The sequence below is a fragment of the Candidatus Pelagibacter communis genome (genome assembly GCF_001180165.1).
Classification (GTDB): domain Bacteria; phylum Pseudomonadota; class Alphaproteobacteria; order Pelagibacterales; family Pelagibacteraceae; genus Pelagibacter; species Pelagibacter ubique_P.
Window position 1 is genome coordinate 1 of record NZ_CVSQ01000020.1, and the last position, 22,075, is coordinate 22,075.

At 21.7% G+C, this 22,075-nt stretch carries 22 protein-coding genes; 16 read left to right on the forward strand and 6 right to left on the reverse strand.

Features of this window, described 5'->3' with window-relative positions; translation table 11 throughout:
• The 9 genes from AMN88_RS01345 to AMN88_RS01385 form a co-directional block, all read left to right on the forward strand.
• Window positions 1-876: NAD-dependent epimerase/dehydratase family protein (locus tag AMN88_RS01345; protein ID WP_075536091.1), on the forward strand; the 876-nt coding region annotated here is incomplete at its 5' end.
• Window positions 873-1,868, forward strand: coding sequence for an N-acetylneuraminate synthase family protein (locus AMN88_RS01350; RefSeq protein WP_075536092.1), 996 nt, complete (start codon window positions 873-875; stop codon window positions 1,866-1,868). The genes AMN88_RS01345 and AMN88_RS01350, both read left to right, overlap by 4 nt.
• Complete coding sequence (gene neuC / locus AMN88_RS01355; protein WP_075536093.1) at window positions 1,865-3,022, forward strand: UDP-N-acetylglucosamine 2-epimerase; 1,158 nt, start codon at window positions 1,865-1,867, stop codon at window positions 3,020-3,022. Before AMN88_RS01350 ends, neuC begins: the two co-directional genes overlap by 4 nt.
• Before the next feature lie 2 nt (window positions 3,023-3,024).
• Window positions 3,025-3,795 (forward strand): methyltransferase domain-containing protein, encoded by a 771-nt coding sequence (locus AMN88_RS01360; RefSeq protein ID WP_075536094.1) that lies wholly within the window; start codon window positions 3,025-3,027, stop codon window positions 3,793-3,795.
• Window positions 3,796-3,842: 47 nt separating this feature from the next.
• The gene (locus tag AMN88_RS01365; RefSeq protein ID WP_179850083.1) at window positions 3,843-4,517 is read left to right on the forward strand and encodes an O-methyltransferase; all 675 of its coding nucleotides are present in this window, start codon (window positions 3,843-3,845) and stop codon (window positions 4,515-4,517) included.
• An 8-nt stretch (window positions 4,518-4,525) separates the two neighbouring features.
• Window positions 4,526-5,533: a class I SAM-dependent methyltransferase gene (locus AMN88_RS01370; protein WP_075536096.1), complete on the forward strand. Its 1,008-nt coding sequence runs from the start codon at window positions 4,526-4,528 to the stop codon at window positions 5,531-5,533.
• Window positions 5,533-6,234, forward strand: a complete 702-nt coding sequence (locus AMN88_RS01375) for an acylneuraminate cytidylyltransferase family protein (RefSeq protein WP_075536097.1) — start codon at window positions 5,533-5,535, stop codon at window positions 6,232-6,234. The genes AMN88_RS01370 and AMN88_RS01375 overlap by 1 nt, the downstream gene beginning before the upstream one ends.
• Complete coding sequence (locus AMN88_RS01380; protein WP_075536098.1) at window positions 6,221-7,102, forward strand: hypothetical protein; 882 nt, start codon at window positions 6,221-6,223, stop codon at window positions 7,100-7,102. Before AMN88_RS01375 ends, AMN88_RS01380 begins: the two co-directional genes overlap by 14 nt.
• 1 nt (window position 7,103) lies before the next feature.
• Window positions 7,104-8,057, forward strand: a complete 954-nt coding sequence (locus tag AMN88_RS01385; RefSeq protein ID WP_075536099.1) for a methyltransferase domain-containing protein — start codon at window positions 7,104-7,106, stop codon at window positions 8,055-8,057.
• Here the strand turns inward: AMN88_RS01385 and AMN88_RS01390 are convergent.
• On the reverse strand, window positions 8,054-8,968 hold the full coding sequence (locus AMN88_RS01390) for a methyltransferase domain-containing protein (RefSeq protein WP_075536100.1): 915 nt from the start codon (window positions 8,966-8,968) through the stop codon (window positions 8,054-8,056). The two genes, AMN88_RS01385 and AMN88_RS01390, sit on opposite strands and share 4 nt — an antisense overlap.
• Before the next feature lie 55 nt (window positions 8,969-9,023).
• Here AMN88_RS01390 and AMN88_RS01395 point away from each other — a divergent pair, with 55 nt between their 5' ends.
• Complete coding sequence (locus tag AMN88_RS01395; RefSeq protein ID WP_075536101.1) at window positions 9,024-10,022, forward strand: sulfotransferase family protein; 999 nt, start codon at window positions 9,024-9,026, stop codon at window positions 10,020-10,022.
• On the opposite strand, the gene AMN88_RS01400 is transcribed toward AMN88_RS01395, so the two are convergent.
• Together AMN88_RS01400 and AMN88_RS01405 are read right to left on the reverse strand one after the other, a co-directional pair.
• Window positions 10,023-11,246, reverse strand: a complete 1,224-nt coding sequence (locus tag AMN88_RS01400) for a nucleotide sugar dehydrogenase (RefSeq protein ID WP_075536102.1) — start codon at window positions 11,244-11,246, stop codon at window positions 10,023-10,025.
• A gap of 51 nt (window positions 11,247-11,297) precedes the next feature.
• Window positions 11,298-11,972: a class I SAM-dependent methyltransferase gene (locus AMN88_RS01405; protein ID WP_179850084.1), complete on the reverse strand. Its 675-nt coding sequence runs from the start codon at window positions 11,970-11,972 to the stop codon at window positions 11,298-11,300.
• 592 nt (window positions 11,973-12,564) lie between these two features.
• On the opposite strand from AMN88_RS01405, the gene AMN88_RS01410 reads away from it, so the two are divergent.
• A complete protein-coding gene (locus AMN88_RS01410) occupies window positions 12,565-13,425 on the forward strand; it encodes a glycosyltransferase (protein ID WP_179850085.1) in 861 nt (286 codons plus the stop codon).
• Between the two features lie 12 nt (window positions 13,426-13,437).
• Complete coding sequence (locus AMN88_RS01415; RefSeq protein WP_075536105.1) at window positions 13,438-14,589, forward strand: glycosyltransferase; 1,152 nt, start codon at window positions 13,438-13,440, stop codon at window positions 14,587-14,589.
• On the opposite strand, the gene AMN88_RS01420 is transcribed toward AMN88_RS01415, so the two are convergent.
• Window positions 14,566-15,690 (reverse strand): glycosyltransferase, encoded by a 1,125-nt coding sequence (locus AMN88_RS01420; protein WP_075536106.1) that lies wholly within the window; start codon window positions 15,688-15,690, stop codon window positions 14,566-14,568. The genes AMN88_RS01415 and AMN88_RS01420 overlap by 24 nt on opposite strands.
• Window positions 15,691-15,700: 10 nt before the next feature.
• Here AMN88_RS01420 and AMN88_RS01425 point away from each other — a divergent pair, with 10 nt between their 5' ends.
• The 4 genes from AMN88_RS01425 to AMN88_RS04630 all read left to right on the forward strand — a co-directional run bounded on the left by AMN88_RS01425 (window position 15,701) and on the right by AMN88_RS04630 (window position 19,682).
• On the forward strand, window positions 15,701-16,486 hold the full coding sequence (locus AMN88_RS01425; RefSeq protein WP_075536107.1) for a glycosyltransferase family 2 protein: 786 nt from the start codon (window positions 15,701-15,703) through the stop codon (window positions 16,484-16,486).
• Window positions 16,458-17,171 (forward strand): glycosyltransferase family 2 protein, encoded by a 714-nt coding sequence (locus tag AMN88_RS01430; RefSeq protein ID WP_075536108.1) that lies wholly within the window; start codon window positions 16,458-16,460, stop codon window positions 17,169-17,171. Before AMN88_RS01425 ends, AMN88_RS01430 begins: the two co-directional genes overlap by 29 nt.
• Before the next feature lie 287 nt (window positions 17,172-17,458).
• Window positions 17,459-18,370 (forward strand): hypothetical protein, encoded by a 912-nt coding sequence (locus AMN88_RS01435; protein ID WP_179850087.1) that lies wholly within the window; start codon window positions 17,459-17,461, stop codon window positions 18,368-18,370.
• On the forward strand, window positions 18,363-19,682 hold the full coding sequence (locus tag AMN88_RS04630; protein WP_075536110.1) for an O-antigen ligase family protein: 1,320 nt from the start codon (window positions 18,363-18,365) through the stop codon (window positions 19,680-19,682). Before AMN88_RS01435 ends, AMN88_RS04630 begins: the two co-directional genes overlap by 8 nt.
• On the opposite strand, the gene AMN88_RS01445 is transcribed toward AMN88_RS04630, so the two are convergent.
• Window positions 19,683-20,957, reverse strand: a complete 1,275-nt coding sequence (locus AMN88_RS01445) for an O-antigen ligase family protein (RefSeq protein ID WP_075536111.1) — start codon at window positions 20,955-20,957, stop codon at window positions 19,683-19,685. It lies immediately after the preceding gene.
• A 105-nt stretch (window positions 20,958-21,062) separates the two neighbouring features.
• Window positions 21,063-21,914 (reverse strand): MraY family glycosyltransferase, encoded by an 852-nt coding sequence (locus tag AMN88_RS01450; RefSeq protein WP_075536112.1) that lies wholly within the window; start codon window positions 21,912-21,914, stop codon window positions 21,063-21,065.
• Between the last annotated feature and the right edge of the window lie 161 nt (window positions 21,915-22,075).

The following is a 22,075-nucleotide window of genomic DNA, read 5'->3' on the forward strand; positions in this document are numbered from 1 at the left end:
GACTATTATTCAAAAAAATTAAAAATTGATAGAATTAAAAATCTTAGAAAAAATAAATTTAATCAATACTTTAAGTTTTATAAAACAGATATCACTAACCAAAAAAGTATGGAAAAAATTTTTAGCAGAGAAAAGATTAAGTATGTAGTACACCTTGCGGCCCAAGCTGGTGTAAGGTATAGTTTGATTAATCCTAATTCATATACAAAAAATAATCTTATTGGTACAGCAATAATCTTGGAGCTATCGAAAAAATATAAAATTAAAGATTTGTTTTTGGCAAGCACAAGTAGTGTATATGGTTTAAATAAAGAGTATCCTTTTAAGGAAAATTTAAAAACGGATTCTCCTGCACAGTATTATGCAGCGACTAAGAAATCTAATGAGGTAATGGCTTTTTCCTATAGTCAATTATATAAATTGAGAACAACAGTATTAAGGTTTTTTACAGTTTATGGCCCCTGGGGAAGACCTGATATGGCATTATTTAAATTTACTGCAAATATGTTAAAAAAAAAATCTATACCTGTTTTTAATTATGGAAATCATATAAGAGATTTTACATATGTGGAGGATGTGGCAAATATAATTTTTAAAATATTCAAAAAAAAAAAAAAATATAATTTTAACATTTTTAATGTGGGAAACAATAAACCTGTAAACCTTAAAATTTATATTAAAGAAATTGAAAAAAATCTTAATGTAAAATCAAAAAAACAATTATTACCACTTCAAACAGGTGATGTATATAAAACCTTTTCAGACAGTTCGAAACTTTATAAATTTATTAAATACAAACCCAAAACGAATGTAAGTTACGGAATTAAAGAATTTATAAAATGGTATATCAATTATTTTAAAGTTAAAAAAATATGAAAACTAAAGTAATAGCAGAAATAGGATCAGTACATGACGGTTCTTTTGGAAATGCAAAAAAACTTATTGAACTAGCAGCAAAATGTGGGGCAGATATAGTTAAATTCCAAACTCATATTGCAGAACATGAAAGTGTAAAAAATGCTCCAAAACCTAAATATTTTAGAGATGAGGATAGATACACTTATTTTGAGAGAACTAGTTTTAGTTTTTTACAATATAAAAAACTTATTCAATTTTCAAAAAAGAATAATGTCGAGTTTTTATCATCACCTTTCTCAATTGAAGCTGTAGATTTTTTAGAAAAATTAAACCTAAAAAAATATAAAATTCCTTCTGGAGAAGTAAATAATTTACCTCTGATAGAAAGAATAAGTAAAACTAAAAAAGAAGTATTTATTTCAAGCGGAATGAGTAATTTAGAAGAATTGAACACTGCAATAAAAATTTTAAAAAAAAGATGTAAAGTTACTGTTTTACAGTGTACATCAGAATATCCATGTGATTTAACGAATGTAGGTCTTAACAATATCATAGATTTTAAAAAAAAATTTAAAATAGATGTTGGATTTTCAGATCATACCAATGGATCAGTGGCTGCAGTAATTGCCACTTATTTGGGAGCTTCAATTATTGAAAAACATTTTACTTTTTCAAGACATATGTATGGTAGTGATGCAAAATATGGGATGGAACCAAATGAATTTAAAAAATTTATTCGAAATATTAAACATGCAGAGTTAATAAGGGATAACCCAGTAGATAAAAATACAATAATAAGAAAATTATCAGATATGAAAAAAATTTTCGAAAAAAGTATTTTTTTGAAAAGAAAAATCGAAAAAAATAAAAAAATTAAATTGAATGATTTAGAATTTAAAAAACCAGGTGATGGTATAAAAGCCTATAATTATAAAAATATAATTGGATTAAAATTAAAAAAAACACTTCCTTCTGGATATAAACTTAAAAATAATAATTTTAAAAAATGAAAAAAAAAATTTGTGCATATATTGGATCTAGAGCAAATTACGCAAGTATCAAAAGTGTTTTGAGTGCTATTAAACAAAGTAAAAAATTGAGATTACAAATAATTTTGGCTGCCTCTGGAGTTTTGGATAAATATGGCAATTTAGAAAAATTAATAATTCAAGATGGTTTTAAGATTGACTCGAAAATCTATTCTTTATTAGAAGGAGAAAATCCAATTACTATGGCAAAAACCACAGGTTATGGATTAGTTGAAATAACAACCGAGTTAAGCCGTTTAAAACCAGAATTTTTGATTGTTGTTGGAGATCGATACGAAACTTTATCCGCCACTATAGCTGCAGCTTACTTAAATATTAAAATTGCACATACTATGGGAGGAGAAGTTACTGGCACTATCGACGAAAGCATAAGACATGCCAATACAAAGTTTGCACATGTTCATTTTCCATCTAGTAAGCTTGCAAAAAAAAATATTATAAACTTAGGAGAAGATCCAAGTTTTGTATTTCATGTTGGTTGTCCTAGAATTGATTTAGCAAAAATAACTTTAAAAAAAAATCAAGAATTAAATTCTGAAATTATTTTTAAGCATGGAGTTGGACGAAAATTTGAATTAAATAGTGGTTTTTTGGTTTTATCTCAACACCCAGTAACTACAGAATATGAATATTCAATGAAACATATTTTAAACTCTTTAGAAGCAATTAAAAATATTGGTTTACCAGCTCTAGTTTTTTGGCCAAATTCTGATGCTGGATCTGACGGGGTATCTAGAGGTATAAGATTATTTCGTGAAAAAAATAAAAGCAATAATTTTTTCTTTATTAAAAACTTGCCAGCTAATCATTATTTGAATATTTTAAAACATACAAAATGCTTGATAGGAAACTCCTCTAGTGGAATTAGAGAAGGAAGCTTCATAGGCACTCCAGTTGTTAACGTTGGGTCGAGACAATCAGATAGAGAAAAAGCACCTAATGTTATTGAAGTCAGTAATAGTAAATTAGAAATAATTCAAGCAATAAAAAAACAAATTAAACATGGAAAATATATTTCTAGCAATATATATGGAGATGGAAATACTGGCGTTAAAATTGCAAAAATTTTATCTAATGTGCAACCACCAATTCAAAAAAGATTATTTACAAGATGACGATGAAAAAAATTTACTCTAAATTTTCATTTTATTTTTTGCGTTCTATATTCAACTATTCAATATTAATTTATTTAGTTAGTTACTTTAGATTTTTATATTTTTTTTATTTAAAGAGAAGTTTCAAAACACTTTATGATCCTAATAGCGAGGATGGTGGAATGGGGTATAAAATTGCTTCAGGAAAAAAGGAAACAGCTTTGATTAGTAATTTAAATCATGCATCTCCAATCAAAGATTTTTTAAATTCATATGGTAAATTTAATGCTAAAAGAACCCTAGTTCACTTAGGACCCCTGAAATCTTTGGATTACTTAAAATTTAAACGAATGAAAGTATTGGTAGTTGGTCCAAGAGTAGAAAGTGAAATATTTAGACTAGTGGGACATGGGTTTGATTTAAAAAATATAAGATCAATAGATTTACAAAGTTACTCCAATCTTATTACTTTAGCTAATATGATTAAAATTCCTTTTGAAGATAATTATTTTGATTTGATAATTGTTGGCTGGGTTATTACTTATTCAAATAAAGTTCAAGAGGGAGTTAATGAGTTTATTAGAGTTGGTAAAAATAATAGTTTAATAAGTTTGTGTCATACCCATCAGAGAAATATAAATAATAGATTGTCTAATAATGCTTTAGAAAGTTCTGACGATATTATTAATTATTTTAAAAACAATTTGTCCAGAGTAATATTTAAATATCATCCTTTTGATAAAGATAATGTCATCTCAAAGAGATCAAATTTCTTAATAGAAATTTCTAAATGAGAATAATAAAAAAATTTAAAAACGGAGTCTATAATTTATTTTTTTTTATGGATTTTTTTTTGTGGTTTGTTTGCATTAATAAAATTAGGAAAAATAATTCAAAAGATAACAAAGATTACAATTGGGCTACCGGCATTTATGATGTTTATGTTTTAAGAAAATTAATAAAAAAAAATAAACCAGAAAAAATCCTAGAATTAGGACCAGGTATAGGAGTGTCATCCGAAGCCATAATAGATGAAATGTCAGATGAATGTGAACTTATTATGGTTGATCATGAGCAAAAATGTATTCAACAAGCAAATGAACGAGTTAAAAATTATAATAAAAGTTTTAATTTTATTCATAGCAAAGTTGTCCTGTCTAAAGATAAAATTGGATTAGAGACAATTTGTTTTGAAAATCTTGGAATAAAAAATTATGAGAAAATTGATATGATTATCTGTGATGGACCAGCTTGGTATATTGATGAAAAAAAAAAGTTAATAACTGATATACCTAGAGGCGATCTTTTTAATATTTTTGAAAAGCTAAAAGCTGGATGTATTGTTGTTATAGATGGTTCAGCAATAACAAGAAAAATAATATTTAGATTTTGTTCAAATTCTATAAGTTTACTTCCTATTTATGGATCTTGGGTGTTTTCAATTAAAAAAAATCCACAATTGATTGATGAAAAATTGAAAAAATTAATAAACTGGAATTATATAAAAATAGATTAATTTTAACTATGCTTATTACACTAAAAGATAAATTCGAGTCACAAAAAATTGATATCAAAAAATTAAGACCAAAAAAGTCTTATGATTATTGTGTAGATAAAAGAAATGATTTTTACAACTCTATCTTTAAAAATAAAAAAAAATTAAGAAAGATGATAAAGACAAGAAATTGTCCTTCATGCAACTCGAAGAGCTCAAAAAAAATCTTAAAAAAAGATAATTTAAATATAGTGAAATGTAAAAATTGCGAAACAATCTTTGTAAAAGATGTGTTAAATTCTAAATTTTATACAGATTTATATAAGTCTGAAAATTATCAAAAAATAATGAAAAAATTGGGAAATTCATCTCATTTGTATAGGGTTAATAGATTTGGAAAAGAAAGAGTTGAAATATTAAAAAATTATATAAATAAAAATAAAGTTAATATTTTAGATGTAGGTTGTTCTACTGGTTATGTTCTTGAATATGCAAAAAAAATTGGCTGGAAAACAACTGGTTTAGAAATTAATCCTGAAACAGCTAATTTTGGTAGGCAAAAAAGAGGTCTTAATATTTTTCAGAAAACAATAAATGAATTTAAAACAAAAGAACAATTTGATGTTATTACTATGTTTGATGTTCTTGAGCATTTAGAGAACCCTAAAGCAGCGGTTTTAAAAGCAAAAAAATTACTTAAAAAAGGTGGTTTGTTATTCGTTTATGTCCCTAATTGGAATTGTGCACAAAGACTTTTAGTCGGAGAAAAGAATTCTGTTTTTATAAATCCTACTCATCATCTGACATATTTTACACCAAAAACACTTCAAAATTTTTTTAAAAATTTCAATTTTGAAACAATTTTTTGGGAAACGAAAGGTTTAGATTTAGAAGATTATAGAGCCTATTTAAGTAAACAGAAAAAAAACAAATCAATTCTCAAAAACCTAGGTAATTTTGATATTGAAATTTTACAATTTTATATAAATGCATCAGGAAATGGAAAAAATTTAAGGATGATTGTTAAAAAAAAATAATGAAAATAGTTGCTATAATACCTGCCAGGGGAAATTCTAAAAGTTTAAGAAATAAAAATATGCTAAAATTAAACGGAAAACCTCTAATTTATCATACAATATTATCAGCTAAAAAATCAAAAAATTTAGACGGCTATTTTGTTTCCTCAGATAATAAAAATATTTTGAAGTATTGTAAAAGTATTAATTGTGCTACGATTAATAGACCCAAAAATATTTCTGGAGATAAAACCCCCATGCTTGCAGTCTTACAGCATGCAGACAAATATTTAAGAAAAAATTACAATATATGCGTGGATGTATTTTTAGTTCTGCAACCTACATCTCCATTTAGAAATCATATAGATATAGATAACTCAATAGAATTATTTAAAAAAAAAAAACCTGACTCTTTAGTCAGTACCATGAAAGTGCCACACAATTTTGAACCATATTCTCAGTATGAACAAGTTAATAAATTCAAAGTGATTGATTTTATGAAATCAAAACAAAAAATTACAAGAAAACAAGATAAAGTAAAAACTCTAGCAAGAAACGGTGCTATTTATATTACTTCAAGAAAGAACTTAAAAAAATATATTTTTGGTGGCAAAACAATACATTATCCAATGAAATTTTATAAATCATTAGATATTGATTATTTAGAAGATTATATTGTTGCAAAAAAATTATTTAAATTAATTAAAAATGAAGTTATATAAAATCTTACTAAAAGTTTCTTTATATCTATCAATAAAATTTTTTAATTTAAGATTACCATTACCGTATGTTTTATATAATTTTCTTTACAAAAAGTTTATTTTAAGAATTCAGAATAAAAATGAAGATATTTTGAATTTTGAAAAATATGGTTTCTCAAAATTAAACATAGATTTTCTAGATTTGATTGAAAAATATGATTTAAAAAAACGAAAAGTTGTACAAAAAAAAATTAATAACCATAGAACATATTTTTTTCTTGATAAAAAATATGAAAAATTATTTCAAAATGATCTTTTAAAAATATTAAATCCTTTGATCAAAGACTTAGAAGATTATTTTAATATTCCAGTGTATCTGATAAGTTATAGAGCGTTTCGGATTGAACATTTCAATTACATGGATAATAAAGATTTAGAAATTTATGCCAATAAATTTCATAATGACGGATATGTAATGAATTATTTTAAAATTTTTGTAAATCTTGAGGATATTTCTCATGATGATGGTCCATTACATTTAATATCAAAAATGAACACTAAAAGATTTATAACTGCATCAAATTATAAAAATAGAGATAATTATAATGAAAAATTTGATAAAGAATTAATTTTTAAAAATACAGGAAAAAAAGGATCTTCATTAATTTTTTCACCTTCACTTTGTTTTCATAAGGCAGGTGTTCCGAATGATCACCGGGATACTATTCAATTAGTTCTAGCAGCATTACCGAAAGATAAAAAAAAATTTTGTAATAATGACATTAATATATTTGATGATAATCATGAATTAATATCATTAACTAAACCATATGGCTTCATTAACTCAATCAAACTTTTTATAAAAAATTTTGCAATAAAGTATATTTAAAATGAAATTCAAAAGACCCAAGCTTGTTTTTAAAAAAAAACTAAATGATTACTCAAATTTTGCTTTTTATTTAAAAAAATTCTTAAATATTAATTTATATCACGTTAAAAAATTAGATCATGCAAGATGTGTTAATTGTAATTCAATTAAAAAAAATTTTTATTTATCAAAATGTTTACCTGACTTTAATATTATCAAAGTTTTATCTAATGATATTTCCAGAAAATTTTATTTAAGATCTATTGGAAAATGCTTAAATTGTGGATTAATTCAAGATTTTAACAGATTTTCACGAAAAGATTTAATTGAATATTTAAGACAACTGTCGAATAAAGATCAAACCATTTCTGAAGAAGTTTGGTCTGAGTTTCCAGTCCCACAAAAATATGAGAATTTTTTATTTAAAAGGCATTTTAAAAAAAGATTTAAAAGATGGAAAAAAAATTTGAAATTTTATACAAAACCAAAAAAAATTCTTTTTTTGCGTCCAACTCTAGGTTTAATAATGAATTATTTTAAAAAATACAATTCAGATATATATTTTTTGGATATATCAAAAATATCTGAACAAACCATTTTAAAAAAATATAAAAATGCAAACTATCTAAAGGGAAATATTCATGGTTATTTTTTCGGAGATTTTTTAAAATATAAAAATTTTTTTGACCTCATAGTTGTCAATCATTTACTTGTACATTCGATTGATTTTAATCATTCATTTAAAAGTTTGAAAAAGTTAATAAAAAAAAGGGGAAAAATAATCTTATCTGATGAAATACAAATTAAATATCATAATCCTTTCCATCTTAATTTTTGGAATGAGAAAAAATTAATTGATATATGTAAGAAACATTTTAAAAATGTAGAGACTATTAGGGATTGTGGAAATATAAATTATTCTGTTTTAGGTGCTACAGAAAAAAAAGATAATCCTGATTTAATTTTATCAAATTAGGTAACCTTATTTATCTCTACAAGCCATTCAACAGCAAATTTTTTTTGAGGTTTGTAGTTTTTTATAAAAGAGTCAAATAGTTTTAAAAAAATTGAGATCATTATTGATTTAGCTTTTGTTCTGTCTTTGATTTTTGCTGAATTTGCTAATATAGAAAGAGGTTTAATAATTGGTCTTAAACCGACATCCCAAATTAAGTTAACTTTTCTACAATAAATAGGTTCAAGCCTAACTATTTTAGCTTTTTTAATTTTTTTAATTATATTTAAGTATTCTTCTAAATTTTTTAATCCTTTATAAGAATTTATCCTATTACCATCAATAATCTTATAAAATTTATCATCAAAATTTTTAGTAATTATACTTCTTAAATTAAACTTTATTATATTTTTTGTTTTTACTGTCAAAAGTAATTTGCCACCAGGTTTTAATACTCTTATCATTTCAGCAATATGGAAATTGAATTTTTTTACCCAATAAGAACTAGAATTATACATAAAATCAAAGTAATCATTTTGAAATGGTAATCTTTTATTATTGTCATGTAAAATTAGATTATTATAAAATTTTAATTTTTTTGATTTATTTAAAAGATTTAATTTCCAATCAGTGCCGAATAAAAATTTCTTTTTAGGATATTTTTTTATTATTAAGTTATATTTTTTAAAACTATCATAAATATCTTTATTTTTATAATCAAGTGATTGATACATGTCACTTTTTTGTGACAATTCTCCACCAAATGTTATGAAAGTAAAAATGCCATTACCACATGAGATATCTACTGAATTTCCTTTAAAAAATTTTTTATATTGACTTAATTTTTCCGCTTTTAAGGAAAAAATTAGGGCATTCTCAGGTCTTAACCAAAAAAAATTTAAGAAACTTTTGAAAAGTAATTTTTTTTTCATAGATTGAAATATAACTAAAATATTATAAATTGATTTGGTCTCATTCTATCATATTGTGATATTAGATAAATATAATTTTGTATTAACTACAAGCCCTGGTAACAGTGGGGGTGGAGCTATATTAGATTTTTTAAGATCTCAAAATAATTTTGTATCTCCATTTTTAGATCAAGAATTCAGACTTTTTAATGATCCAGGAGGGATTAATGAATTAAATTATTTTCTTTATGAAAATTTTAGCCCAAATAATTGTTCTGAAGCTTTTTTTAAATTTATTAGTTACATCGAAAGTGCTGATAAAATGATGTTTACACACAAAGGTCAGCGCAGAAAAATCTATACAAAAGACCTAAAAAATCTATCTATTGATTTTACTAAAAGTATTACCAAAATATCTTATAACGCTTTACCTTTTTATAAATTGCATTCGCTAAACAATTATAAAAAATTTCAAATTAAATTTTTAAAAAAAATAAATCTTTATAAAAGATTAGAGAGCAAAAATTTTATGATGGTTTTACCTGTAGATCAGATAGAATTTAATAAGTATCTGAATAAATTTATTTTTAAAATTATAAAAAATGCTTTAATTCAAAATAATTTAAAACTAAAAAAAAATATTCTATTAGATCAAGCAAATAGTTTTTTTTTACCTAATCAACTATCAAAATATAATATTAAGTCAAAATTGATAAGAGTTACAAGAGATCCAAGGAGTGTATTTTATAGTATGAAATTCAGGAAAGCAGGTGCTTTTCCTGGATATGACATCAATAAATTTATTATTTGGTATGATGAAATAATGAAAATTAGCGATGCAAAATTCAGAAAAAATAAAAACGAGAAAGTTCTTAATGTAAGATTTGAGGAATTTGTTAATAACTATGAAAAAAGCTCAAAATTAATTGCGAAATATTTGGGTATTTCAGATTTAAACTTGAATAGGTTTAACATTAAAAAAACTATTCATAATGCTTATAAAGCAAAAACACTTCTTAGTAAAAGTGAACAAAAACTAATCAAGATTAAATTAAATAAATATTTGCAGTGGTAATTAGTTTAGAATTTTTAAAAATTTATTTTTATTAAATTTGATCTTCTCTAATTGTTTTTCTACAATCTTATGCTTAACAAGCTTAACAATAATATCAAATTCATTTATAGAATTTAAAGAATTTATTATTCTCAGATTTTCTATTTTGTTATTGTTTAAATAAGGGTCAAAAACAAAAACATTTTTATACTTATCTCCAAGTTTTTTAGATATTTTTATTGAAAGGGAATTTCTAAAATCAGCAACGTCTTGTTTATAGGATAAGCCTAATAACAATATTTTTGGTTTGTTGATTTGATCTTTAGCAATTTTTTGTCTTATTTTTTTGATTATAAAATCATCCATCTTTTCATTAACATTTCTACCTGATAAAATTATTTTCGGATTATATTTTTTTTCTTTAGAAATGTGTGAAAAGTAATACGGATCAACAGGCAGACAATGACCACCAACTAAACCTGGAGAAAATTTCATAAAATTCCATTTAGTACTAGCTAATTTTATTGTTTCGTTAAAATCTAAACCTATTTTATCACATGCAACCAATATCTCGTTTATTAATGCAATATTTAAATCTCTTTGAATATTTTCAATAAGTTTTGCAGTTTCACTCTCTTTAATTTTTCTCGAAAAAATAATTTTTTTAGTAACTGTTTTATAAACGTTTAAAATTCTATTTTTTATTTTTTGATTATTTCCAGCATATGAAACAATTTTACTCACCTTATCTATTGTATGTTTTTTATCTCCTGGATTAATTCTTTCAGGGCTATATGCTATATGAATATCAGAATTTATTTTTAATTTAGAATATTTTTCAAATATTTTACCACAAAAATTTTCAGTTACACCTGGGTAAACTGTAGACTCTAGTACTATGATATCATTTTTTTTTAAATATTTTGCTAATTCAATACATACAGATTTTATCAAAGATAAATCTGGTTTTTTATTTTTTGTAATAGGTGTTGGTACACAAATTATAAAAAAATTTGCTTTTTTTAATAAAGTACTTTTTTGGGTAAAGAAAGAAGCATTTTTTAAAACTAAATTTTTTTTACTATACTCTAAATTATCATCTATGCCTTTTGATAAATTTTTAATTCTTTTTATTTTTTTATCATAGCCAATTGATTTAAACTGTTTTTGAAGTTCTAAAAAAATGGGCAATCCAACATATCCCAAACCTATTACACATGGGATTATTTTTTTTTTATTTTGCATGACACTAACTATATAAAATTTTAGTTATTGTAAATTAAAATTTAAAAAAAATTAATCTTTGTAGTAAAGCAAGGCTGTACCATAATAATAATTATATATATCTTTTAAAATACTTTTTATTTTTTTAAAGCTTAATTTGTTGGAATATAATTTTGCAATAATTAGTTTAATTATAGATATTTTTTTAAATCTATTTATCTCTAAAATTTTATTTAATGAAAAATTATTAAAACAATTTAAATGTTCGAGAGGTTGAACAGGACCTTTTTTAATAAATTCATTACTGAATTTTTCGGAGTTTATAATTTTATTTCCATTTGGCACAGAAATATAAATGATACCTTTTTTATTTAACATACTGAATAAAGATTTTATAACATCATTTAAATCTGTTAGATGTTCAAGAACTTGTTCACATCTTATGAAATCAAATTTTTGATTTGAGTTTTTTAATTTTAAAGTTTTTAACTTTAATTTTTTTATATAATTTATTCTTGATTTTGAGTATTCGAGGCAGGTTATATCAATATTTTTTGACTGAACATTTATACCCCAATGTCCCCATCCAGCTCCATAATCTAAAACTTTAATTTTTCTACTTTTTCCGAGCAAGTAAATTATTTGGTCTATCTGAATTTGATCAATTAGTTTACTTCTTTTATGTTTGTCAATTGATTTTTGCAAACTCTTTTTTTTATCAATAAATTTTTCATACAAATTTTTCATAAAAATTTCTTTGGGAATATGTTTTTGCCATATAAAGTGACAATTATTACATTTTAGTATTTTATAATAAAAATTATTAAGCTCTATTTTAATTTTTTTATAGGCATTAATAGAGTAATAACTGCTTAAAAATTTATTTATATAATAATTAGAAAACTGCAAATTTATTAATTCGACCACAAAGTTTTTTGATTTACAAATTAAACATTTATTTCTATTCATTTCTCTAATATTAAGTTCTTATAGTGGAATAATTAATTTTGTGAAGATAGTAACAATTAAAAGAAAATTTTTCTTTTTTTCGACAAAATATTACATAATTATGTCAGTAAATAAAAAACTATAAATGAAAATTTGCTATTTAGCTAATTCCGCTATCCCTTCTACAAATGCAAGTTCTATTCAAATAGTAAAAATGTGTGAGAGTTTCGTGAGGATTGGTAATAGTGTTTTGCTAATTACCACCAATGTGTCAGAAAAAAATATATTTAATTTCTATAATATAAAGTCAAAATTTAAAATAGTTAGGTTAAAGAAATTTAATAAATTTCCACTAGGTATAAAATATTACATATTTTCATTTCTATCAATTTTGAACAGTCTAAACTTTAAACCAGATATTTATATTACAAGAAATTTTTTTACATGTTTTTTATTAGTTTTGTTGAAAAAAAAAACTATTTTAGAGTTGCATCATGATTTAGACAATGAATCTCGAATTGTAAAATTTCTTGTTAAAAAATTTAATTTTTTAAACTCAAAAAATTTGCTTAAATTAATAGCAATAACAAGTTATGTAAAATTAAATTATGTATCAAAATATTCAGTAAGAGAAAATAAAATAGCTGTACTACCTAGTGGCTCATCTATTTCAGAAAGATTTAAATTCAAGATAAGAAAAAAAAATTTCAATATTGGTTACTTTGGATCACTTTACGAGTCTAGAGGTCAAAAATTATTATTAGATTTAGCAAAAATAGATAAAAAAAATAAATATTTTATCTATGGGAATACAAAACAAATTAAAAATTTAATTTCTAAAAAAAAAATAAAAAATCTAATAATAAATGATTATATACCATATAAAGAAGTGCCTAAAATTTTATCAAATATGGATTTATTGTTAATGCCATATACATCAAAAATTACAGCAGCAGGGAATTTTGGTGATATCACAAAATTTACATCTCCTTTAAAATTATTTGATTATTTGAGCGTTGGCAAAGTAATTTTGTGTTCAGATTATCCTGTTCTAAAAGAAATTTTAAAAAAAAATATAAACGTAATTTTTTTAAAAAACTATAAAAATGTTTATGCCTGGAAATTAGAAATTGAAAAATTATTCTATCAAAAAGAAAAAACATTCATAATTTCAAAAAATAATTATAAATATGCAAAAAAATTCTCACTAATAAAAAGAGCAGATAAAATATTAAAACTTATTAATGAATAAAATAATAACTTAATGAAAAAAAATTTACTATTTTGGTGTCCTTTTCTTTCTAATGTAGGAACTATAAGTGCTACATTAAAATCTGCAGAAGCATTATCACATTCAAATAAATTTAATTGTAAAATAATTAATGTTTTTGGAGAATTTGATGATTACTCTCAAATATTTAAAAGAAAAAAAATAAAAGAAATTAAATTAATAAAAAATAGATTTATAAAAAAAATTCCCAAAGAAGGTTTTTTTTGGAGTAGATTAAATTATTTATTAATTTTTATTTTTGCTTTATTTCCACTTTTTTTTTATTTAAAAAAAAATAATAAAGATATTTTATTTGTTTACTTGTTATCTTCTTTACCATTTTTTGTAATTTCAGTATTTAAACTAAGTAATAAAATAATTTTTAGAATTTCTGGTAAGGTAAAGTATAATTTTTTAAGAAAAAAAATATGGTCAATTGCAAATGATAGTATTTTGAATGTTTTGATCCAAACAAGTTTTGCAAAAAAACAATTAATCAGGGAAAATATATTTAATTTAGATAAAATAATATACTTAGTAGATCCAATAATTAATTTAAAAAAAATAAATAAGTTAAAAAAAATTAAAATTCAAAAAAAATTTTTAAATAAGCAATTTTATGTTGCAGTTGGAAGATTAACCCGTCAAAAAAATTTCTTATTTTTAATTTCTGCTATAGAAATAATTCTAAAAAAAAGGAATTTAAATTTATTAATTTTAGGAGAAGGTGAGCAAAGACAGGAATTAGAAAATTTGATTAAAGAAAAAAAGTTAGAAAATAGGGTTTTTTTAGTGGGATTTAAAAAAAATATTTTTAGTTATATACATAAATCCGAGGGACTTATTTGCTCTTCACTTTGGGAGGAGCCAGGGTTTATTATTCAGGAAGCAGCAGCTTGTAAAAAAATAATTCTTACTTCTAATTGTCAAAGTGGACCAGCAGAATTTTTAGAATTTGGTAAAAATGGATTTATTTTCTTATCAGGAAACCATAAAAGCTTTAAAAATAATTTTAGCAAAATGATAAGAAAAAGAAAATTACATAGAAAAATGATTGAAAATAATATGCGTAAGATAAATAATTATTCAGAAAAAAATTTTCAAAAGAAGATTTATAATTTACTAAATTTCACTAACAACTTTTAGTAGTTCAGTACGATACTGATTAAGGTTGTGTCTTGCATTAAACATATCATGTTTTAAATTAACCTTTTTTTTATATTTCTTTAGTAGTGTTTTTTTATTATCAAATTTGTTTAAAGTTTTTGTTAAATTACTAACAGATTTATATTTATACATTTCACCATATTTATAATTCTCAATAATTTCTTTTGGACCTGTTGGACAATTTGAACTAATAATATATTTTTTAAGCATAGCAGCTTCTAATAATACATTTGGTAAACCTTCATATAAAGATGAAAGGATAAAGATATCTGCATTTTTAAAATAAAAAAATTTTTTTTTTTGATTATTTATTATTTTAATAAATTTTTTTAGTTTTTTTTTTTTAACTAAATTCAATAAATTATAATATTCAATTCCATTTCCGATTAATACTAATCTGAAAATACTTGGATACTTTACATTACTTAGAGCTTTTATTATTTCTGCTTGATTTTTCTGTTTTACAAAACGCCCTATATTAATTAGGTTAATAGTGTCTTTCCTATAAAAGTTATCTTTAAATTTAACTCTATTATTAGTATCTTTTTTATGAGGTAATATTGGATTATATATTTTTTTAGCTTTTACGTTGAAGTATTTTTTAAACTGTTTTTTAAACTCAGAACTATTTACAATAATTAAATTACTTTTAGAAAGTAGTTTTTTAAATATTATCTTTTTTAAAAAATTTTTACTCCAAGCCTCAGGTGCTAAGTTAGATCTAATTATTATTTTTTTATTAAAAATCCATGCTATTAATAAAGCATAAAAGTTACCTTGAAATGAAAAAATCACACCTTTTTCAAATTTAAAACATTCTATTGATAACAATATCAAGCAGTGGATAAACTTTAATCTTCTAAAGATTACTGGAAGTTTTAAAAATGGATAAATTATTTTTATTTTATTATTAATATTATTTATTAAATAAAGTGTTTTATTATAAGTTATAAGTGAATAGTTAAAGTTTTTAATATTGTTTACAAAAAAATTTGAAATAATTAAAAAATTTTTCTCTACACCTCCTAAGTCAAAAACTGGAAAAAAAAAAATGATTTGATTTTGTTGTTTTCGTTTCATATAAATAATTGTGCCGTATGTAACAATTATTATCCCATATAAAACAAATTTTAAATATTTAATTTCTGCTTTAAATTCGGTTTTAAAACAAAGCTATAAATTTTTTAAAGTGTTGATTATATATGACAATGAAGATAGATCTGATTTTTTTAAATTAAAAAAATTTTTATCTAAAATTAAAAAAAAAAATAAAATTTCTATTATATTAAATAAGAAAAATTTAGGAGCTGGAGAGTCAAGAAATGTTGGAATCCAAAATAGTCATTCAAAATACGTAGCCTTTCTTGATAGTGATGATCTTTGGACAAAAAATAAGCTAAAAATTCAAATTAATTTCATGAAAAAAAATAGACTGCAAATGTCACACACATCATATTATATTGTTAACTCAAATAATAAAATTATTTCAAAAAGAGAAGTAAAAGAAAAACTTTTGTATAATGATCTAATAAAATCATGTGACATAGGGTTATCAACAGTAGTTTTGGAGACAAAACTTTTTAAAAAAAAAAAAATTTATTTTCCAAATATAAGCACTAAGGAAGATTATGTTTTGTGGTTAAAAATAATTAAAAAATTGAAAATTATAAAAGGTATTGATTTAAAATTAGCACGTTACAGAAGGTCAAAAAACTCTCTTTCTGCTAATAAAATTTTAGCTCTCAAAAATGGATATAAAATCTATAGAGAGTATATGAAGTTTAGTATATTTAAGTCATTTTTAAGTTTAATAATTTTATCTGTAAATTATCTAAAAAAATTTATTTATGATTTCTATAATAATCACAAACTATAACAAAGAAAAATATATTAAAAAAACTCTTGAAAGTTGTAAAAATCAAACTGATCAAAACTTTGAAATAATTTTTTTTAATGATGCATCAACTGATAATTCATATAATTTTGCTAATAATTTTCATTATAAAAATCGAAGAATTAAAATTAAAATTATAAATCAAATAAAAAAGAAATATAATCACAGCAATTTAAATCAGTTTTATGGAGTACTAACTGCACTTAAGTTTTGCAAGGGTGAATATATATCTCTTCTAGATGGGGATGATTTTTTTTTGCCAAATAAAATTAAGGATCTAAACCATATAATAAAACTTAAAAAAAAAAAAATTATTTACAACTCTTATGTTTTAAATCAAAAAAAAAAAGAAAATATTAGAAAATTTAAGAAAAGATTTTTAATTTGGCCTACTTTTCCGCCCACAAGCTGTTTAACTGTTGAAAGAAAACTATTTAAAAAAATAATTAAAAATATATTCCCTAGAAATAATCTTACATGTTATCTTGATTATAGATTTGCTACTTATGTATGCAAATATCATTATGAAGAAGTATATTATACTCATAAAAAATTAACTGTTTATAACCAAGAAAATGATGGTGTAGATTTCCAATATAGAAATATTAATAGATTTTTGTACTGGAAAAGAAAATTTGAAGCATTAAAATTATTTATTTTTCAATGAAACAATTAAAAGAAAATTTAGATTTAATATTATTCTTTTTATATTTTACATTTGTTTTTTTTTCAGCCGCTTTAAAAAATGTTATTATTTACTCTAATTTTATAGATGAATTTATATTAATTTTAATTTTTTTGATTTTTTTTTTAAACAAAGAAAATTTTGAGAAAATAATTTTTTATTATAAAAATAATATTTTTTTATTCATATTGATTATTTATATCTTATGTTGTTTATTTTTCTGGAAAAAATTTGACTATGAAAACTTATTAAGAGTTAAATATTATTTAATGCACATAATTTTTTTTTCAATTATTTCATCGATTTCTAGTTTCAAAATAAATTATGAAAAAATTGAAAAAGTATTATTTATCTTGTTATTTGCATCAATGCTTTTTGGTTTATTTAATTTTGTACTTCAGGATAATTTTCTAAATTTTTTTTATTATGATATTGGAAGTTTAAATGTCTCTTATCATAACACAAATTCCAGGTTGGTATCATTATTTGGTAATCCAATAAATTTTGGATTTATTTGTAATATTTTTTTAATATATTTAATTTATAAATTTAAGCTTAAAAATAATTTCAAATATATCTTAATTTTAATTACACTTATTATTTTATTTTCTACTTTTAGCAGATTGGCTTATGTGGCTTTTGGGTTTACTTTTTTAATTTATTTAATAATTAATAAAAAATATAAAACTATTTTATTTTTTTTAATTTTAATAACCACATACGCTTTATTTGCTACGCAAATAATTAACTTTCTTTTGATATATCAAGGCAATAATTTTTTTATTTTATTCTTGAAAAGAATGGATGATTTAATGTCTCTTCAATTTCTAGGAAATTATTTTCAACAGTTGTTTGTTTTCAATTACTTAATAAATAAATTTAGTTTTATCTTTTTGATCGGAAATGGTTTTGACTTTTTAGGATGGGGTGGTGGAGATAGATTTTTACTCGAGTTTTCGTTTGCAACTATACTTTATGAAATTGGTTTTATTGGATTAATTTTATATATAATTATTTTTTTAGATTACATAAAAAATGTAATCTATAATCCTAATATATTAGATCTTAATATTTTGATAATTGTAGCTTTATATGGATTACTTAATAATGGCCTGATATATAATCCATATTCACTAATATTTTTATATCATTATCAAAAAGTAAAATTTCAAAATGACTAAGAATTTTTATTTCAATAATTCTTTTCAATTTAATGATTTAAATTTTAATAAATTTAGCTTATCTATACTTTTTTTTTCCTTATTATTTTCATCGTTTTCCTTAAACTTAAAAATCTTATATAATATAAATATTAGTTTATTTGATGTTTTAGTAATATTTTATTTTCCATTTATATTAAAAAATTTCAGAATACTTATATCTAAAAAATTATTTATATTCTTAGGAATTTTAGGATTGTATATTTTTTTAAATTTATTGTTTGAAATATATCCGTTAGAAAAAAGTCTTAATAATTTATTATATAAAAAAAAAATACTTTTATTTTTACAATTTTTTAGATCAGCTATTTTTTTTATTTTAATTTATTTATTTATTAAAAAAATAGGAATCAGAAATTGTATTTCATTACTTATCAAAATATTTTTATTTTATTGCATTGTAATTATAATCATTTTAATATTAGACGTCAGTTTTCTGACCAAAATTATCTTAAAAGATTTTAGTTATATTTATTTTAATGACGTACAAAGGGCCAGCGAAATTATTAGATTAAAAGGTTTTTTTAATGACCCAAACCATTTAGGTTTATTCGCATGTTTTTTTTTAACTTTAGTAATTTATTTAAATTTAAGTTTTTTTTACATATTGATTTTTGGTATGACAATAATTTTAACAGGATCAAAGACAGCTTATCTTTACCTATTAATGCAATTTGCTTTTTTATTATTTTTACTTAATTCTAATAAAAAAAAAAATATTCAAGAAAAGTTTTTTAAATACTTATTTTATATATTTTTTTTGATTTATAGTTTCTTAATTATTTTAGATTTAAGTTTAATTTATTACTATGATAATTTTACGCAAATAGAGTATCAACCTAAGACTAGATATTATAAATTTTATGACCTGATCGTAGAAAACAATTTGTGGAAAGACTCTACAAGATTAATTATGTGGAAAGATATTATTTCGCAAGATATAAATTTAATTTTTGGGAATGGCATATATGAATTAACAAATTATTCAAAATTAAAATTTAATAATTTCTCTCACAACTCTTTTTTAGATATTTTTTTTGATTTTGGTTTAATAGGCATTATATTATTATTTTTATTTTATTTATCATTATTTGATTTTAAAATTAATCAATTATTTGGTAAAAACATAATAGCTATAATTTTAAGTTTTCATTTATTAATATTTTTTTTCTTTTTTAATTTCACAATATTTTATTTACCTTACATATGGTTTTTTTTTCCAATAGTAGTTTTTATTTTTGAAAACAACACAAGATATTTAAAAAAACTTTAATTAATTTTTTTTTAAAAAATATATTTGATAAATTAAAACTGATAAATTAAACCAATAAGGTAATCCATAATTTGTTCCAAAAAAACTACCGGATGGTAACAACGGGTATATGAAAAAAATATGAAGCATTAAACTTCCTAATAGACTAAAATTTTTGTCCTTTAAGTAAAGTTTAAACGCTTTAAAAGCGATCCATAAATTTAAAGTTATTAAATATAAAAAACCAAATAAACCAACTTCAGCTAGAATTTCAAAATAAATTTGATGTGGATGAGTAGACGATCTTTGGTTTGTATAAGAAAATTTTTTTGACTCATACTTTTGTTTTTTACTTTCATTTCCAAAATTATTTATTCCTACACCAAAAATTGGGTAATTTAAAAAAATTTTAAATGCAGCATCATAATGTGCAAGATGTTTATTGTTAAAATATAGTTGATTTAAAGATAATTTATTACCCTCAAAAATTTGTATGTTATAAATTTTTTTTGCTTGGGGAGTATTTCTCATTAATCCAAAGATGAGAATAGTTATAAACGAGATTGTTATTATAAATAATAATGATTTTGAGAAATGAAACTTATTAAAATTAATATAATGAAATGAAGAAAAAAATATTATGATGGAAAATAATTTAATAAAATTTGATCTCTCTCCAATTAAAAAACTTAAAATTAAAATTAAACTAGTAAGAATTAAAAGAAAATATTTGTTTAATTTTAAAATACCGTCGTTTATTGAAAATAAAACTATAAATGAAAAAATATAACCAATTATAAGTTCTTCATTTGTAAAACTAGCTACTCTTCCAGGATAATATGTAAAATATCCAAATATATTTGATCCAGTATATAATTCAATAATTACATCAATTGAAATTAGAACTAAATATAAAAAATAATAATTTTTAACTTTTGTTAAAAAAAAATTATTTGAATTATAAATTTTTAAAAAAATAATTATACCAAAACACATTAATATATATCTAAAGTAAGAAAAATATTTAAAAAATGTGCTATCAAAATTTATTTTTAATTCAGTAAAATTTAAATTAAAATTATTATACGGAAAAATAAATATTATAATAAGAATTATCGATATAAATATTTTATCTTTGAAGAAAATCAATTTTTTTAATTCATTTATTTTTAGTATTGCATAAATAGACATAACAACTGAAAATAAATTTAAAAAAAGTGGTCCAATTATTATTAATATCGGAAAAGAAAAAAAAAATATTGATATTAAATTGTAAAAAAAATCATTTTTTTTCATTTGAATAATTATGTTTATATATATAAGTAAATTGAGTCTACGTTAATAAAAAATTATTTATTTTTATTATTTAATAAACAAATTATAAAATTAATTTACTGTTATTTATCTAATTCTTTTATAAAAATATTTTCTTAAAATAAAAAAAATAAAAAATCCAAAAATAAATACAATTAAAGATAATAGTTTTGAAATCACACTAATTTGAAAACCAGCATAAATTATAGACGAATTTGTTAAAATAAAAATAAATAATGGCACCAAATGGTTTTTAAATTTATTTACAAGAAAATGATGAAGATGAGATTTATCAGCTCTAAACACAGATTGTTTAACTAAAACTCTGTTTATGCTTACAAATAAAAAATCGTAAACAGGATACCAAAGTGGCCAGATTAAAAAGGCAGGATGTATCTTAAAGCTATTGTATAATTCTATAGTAATAAAACTTATAAAAAACCCAACAAATAAACTTCCAGCATCACCACTAAATACTTTTAGTAAACTTTTTGATGGTAAAACGTTTAGTATAAGGTTTATTAAACTGCCAAATATAAAAATGATTAGAAGTCTTTTTGTATCGTAATCATCTATTAAAAATAAATAATAAATTAAGCAACTTGAAAAAAAAACTAATAACAACCCATCAATACCATCAATGTAATTTGTTGCATTAATTAATAGACCTATAGAAAGTAATAAAAAAGGAATTTTAAATTTTCCAAGTTCTATAGTGCCTAAATATTCATAATAACCCAGATCACTAATGATTATACCATTTAAAATTAAGTATATAGATGGGAAAATTAAAAATAATATTTTAGTAGATGGATTTAAGTTCATTCTGTCATCAACAAACCCCACAAGTGAAACAAAGAAACCGATAGTTACAATCAGCTCTATGTTATGATTAAATTCATCCTGTGAAATTATACTTAAAAAAAAAAGATATAACATCAATCCTCCTGTATTTATAACAGGAGTCGAGTGAAGTGTTCTGTCATTTGGTTTATCAAAAAATTTTAAAAATCGGGATAGAGTAATAATGAGAAAAGCTAATACGATGTATATTATAACATATTTTAATATTAACATTTTAATCTTTAGTTATTTTTTTA

Bases quoted from the DNA above. Each gene is read 5' to 3' on its own strand.
- neuC (WP_075536093.1), top strand. From the start codon at position 1,865: ATGAAAAAAAAAATTTGTGCATATATTGGATCTAGAGCAAATTACGCA.
- AMN88_RS01400 (WP_075536102.1), bottom strand. From the start codon at position 11,246: ATGCAAAATAAAAAAAAAATAATCCCATGTGTAATAGGTTTGGGATAT.
- AMN88_RS01415 (WP_075536105.1), top strand. From the start codon at position 13,438: ATGAAAAAAAATTTACTATTTTGGTGTCCTTTTCTTTCTAATGTAGGA.
- AMN88_RS04630 (WP_075536110.1), top strand. From the start codon at position 18,363: ATGACTAAGAATTTTTATTTCAATAATTCTTTTCAATTTAATGATTTA.
- AMN88_RS01435 (WP_179850087.1), top strand. From the start codon at position 17,459: ATGCACATAATTTTTTTTTCAATTATTTCATCGATTTCTAGTTTCAAA.
- AMN88_RS01350 (WP_075536092.1), top strand. From the start codon at position 873: ATGAAAACTAAAGTAATAGCAGAAATAGGATCAGTACATGACGGTTCT.
- AMN88_RS01360 (WP_075536094.1), top strand. From the start codon at position 3,025: ATGAAAAAAATTTACTCTAAATTTTCATTTTATTTTTTGCGTTCTATA.
- AMN88_RS01445 (WP_075536111.1), bottom strand. From the start codon at position 20,957: ATGAAAAAAAATGATTTTTTTTACAATTTAATATCAATATTTTTTTTT.
- AMN88_RS01390 (WP_075536100.1), bottom strand. From the start codon at position 8,968: ATGAAAAAAAAATTACTTTTCAAAAGTTTCTTAAATTTTTTTTGGTTA.
- AMN88_RS01450 (WP_075536112.1), bottom strand. From the start codon at position 21,914: ATGTTATATCTTTTTTTTTTAAGTATAATTTCACAGGATGAATTTAAT.
- AMN88_RS01370 (WP_075536096.1), top strand. From the start codon at position 4,526: ATGCTTATTACACTAAAAGATAAATTCGAGTCACAAAAAATTGATATC.
- AMN88_RS01420 (WP_075536106.1), bottom strand. From the start codon at position 15,690: ATGAAACGAAAACAACAAAATCAAATCATTTTTTTTTTTCCAGTTTTT.
- AMN88_RS01385 (WP_075536099.1), top strand. From the start codon at position 7,104: ATGAAATTCAAAAGACCCAAGCTTGTTTTTAAAAAAAAACTAAATGAT.
- AMN88_RS01365 (WP_179850083.1), top strand. From the start codon at position 3,843: ATGGATTTTTTTTTGTGGTTTGTTTGCATTAATAAAATTAGGAAAAAT.
- AMN88_RS01375 (WP_075536097.1), top strand. From the start codon at position 5,533: ATGAAAATAGTTGCTATAATACCTGCCAGGGGAAATTCTAAAAGTTTA.
- AMN88_RS01405 (WP_179850084.1), bottom strand. From the start codon at position 11,972: ATGAAAAATTTGTATGAAAAATTTATTGATAAAAAAAAGAGTTTGCAA.
- AMN88_RS01430 (WP_075536108.1), top strand. From the start codon at position 16,458: ATGATTTCTATAATAATCACAAACTATAACAAAGAAAAATATATTAAA.
- AMN88_RS01380 (WP_075536098.1), top strand. From the start codon at position 6,221: ATGAAGTTATATAAAATCTTACTAAAAGTTTCTTTATATCTATCAATA.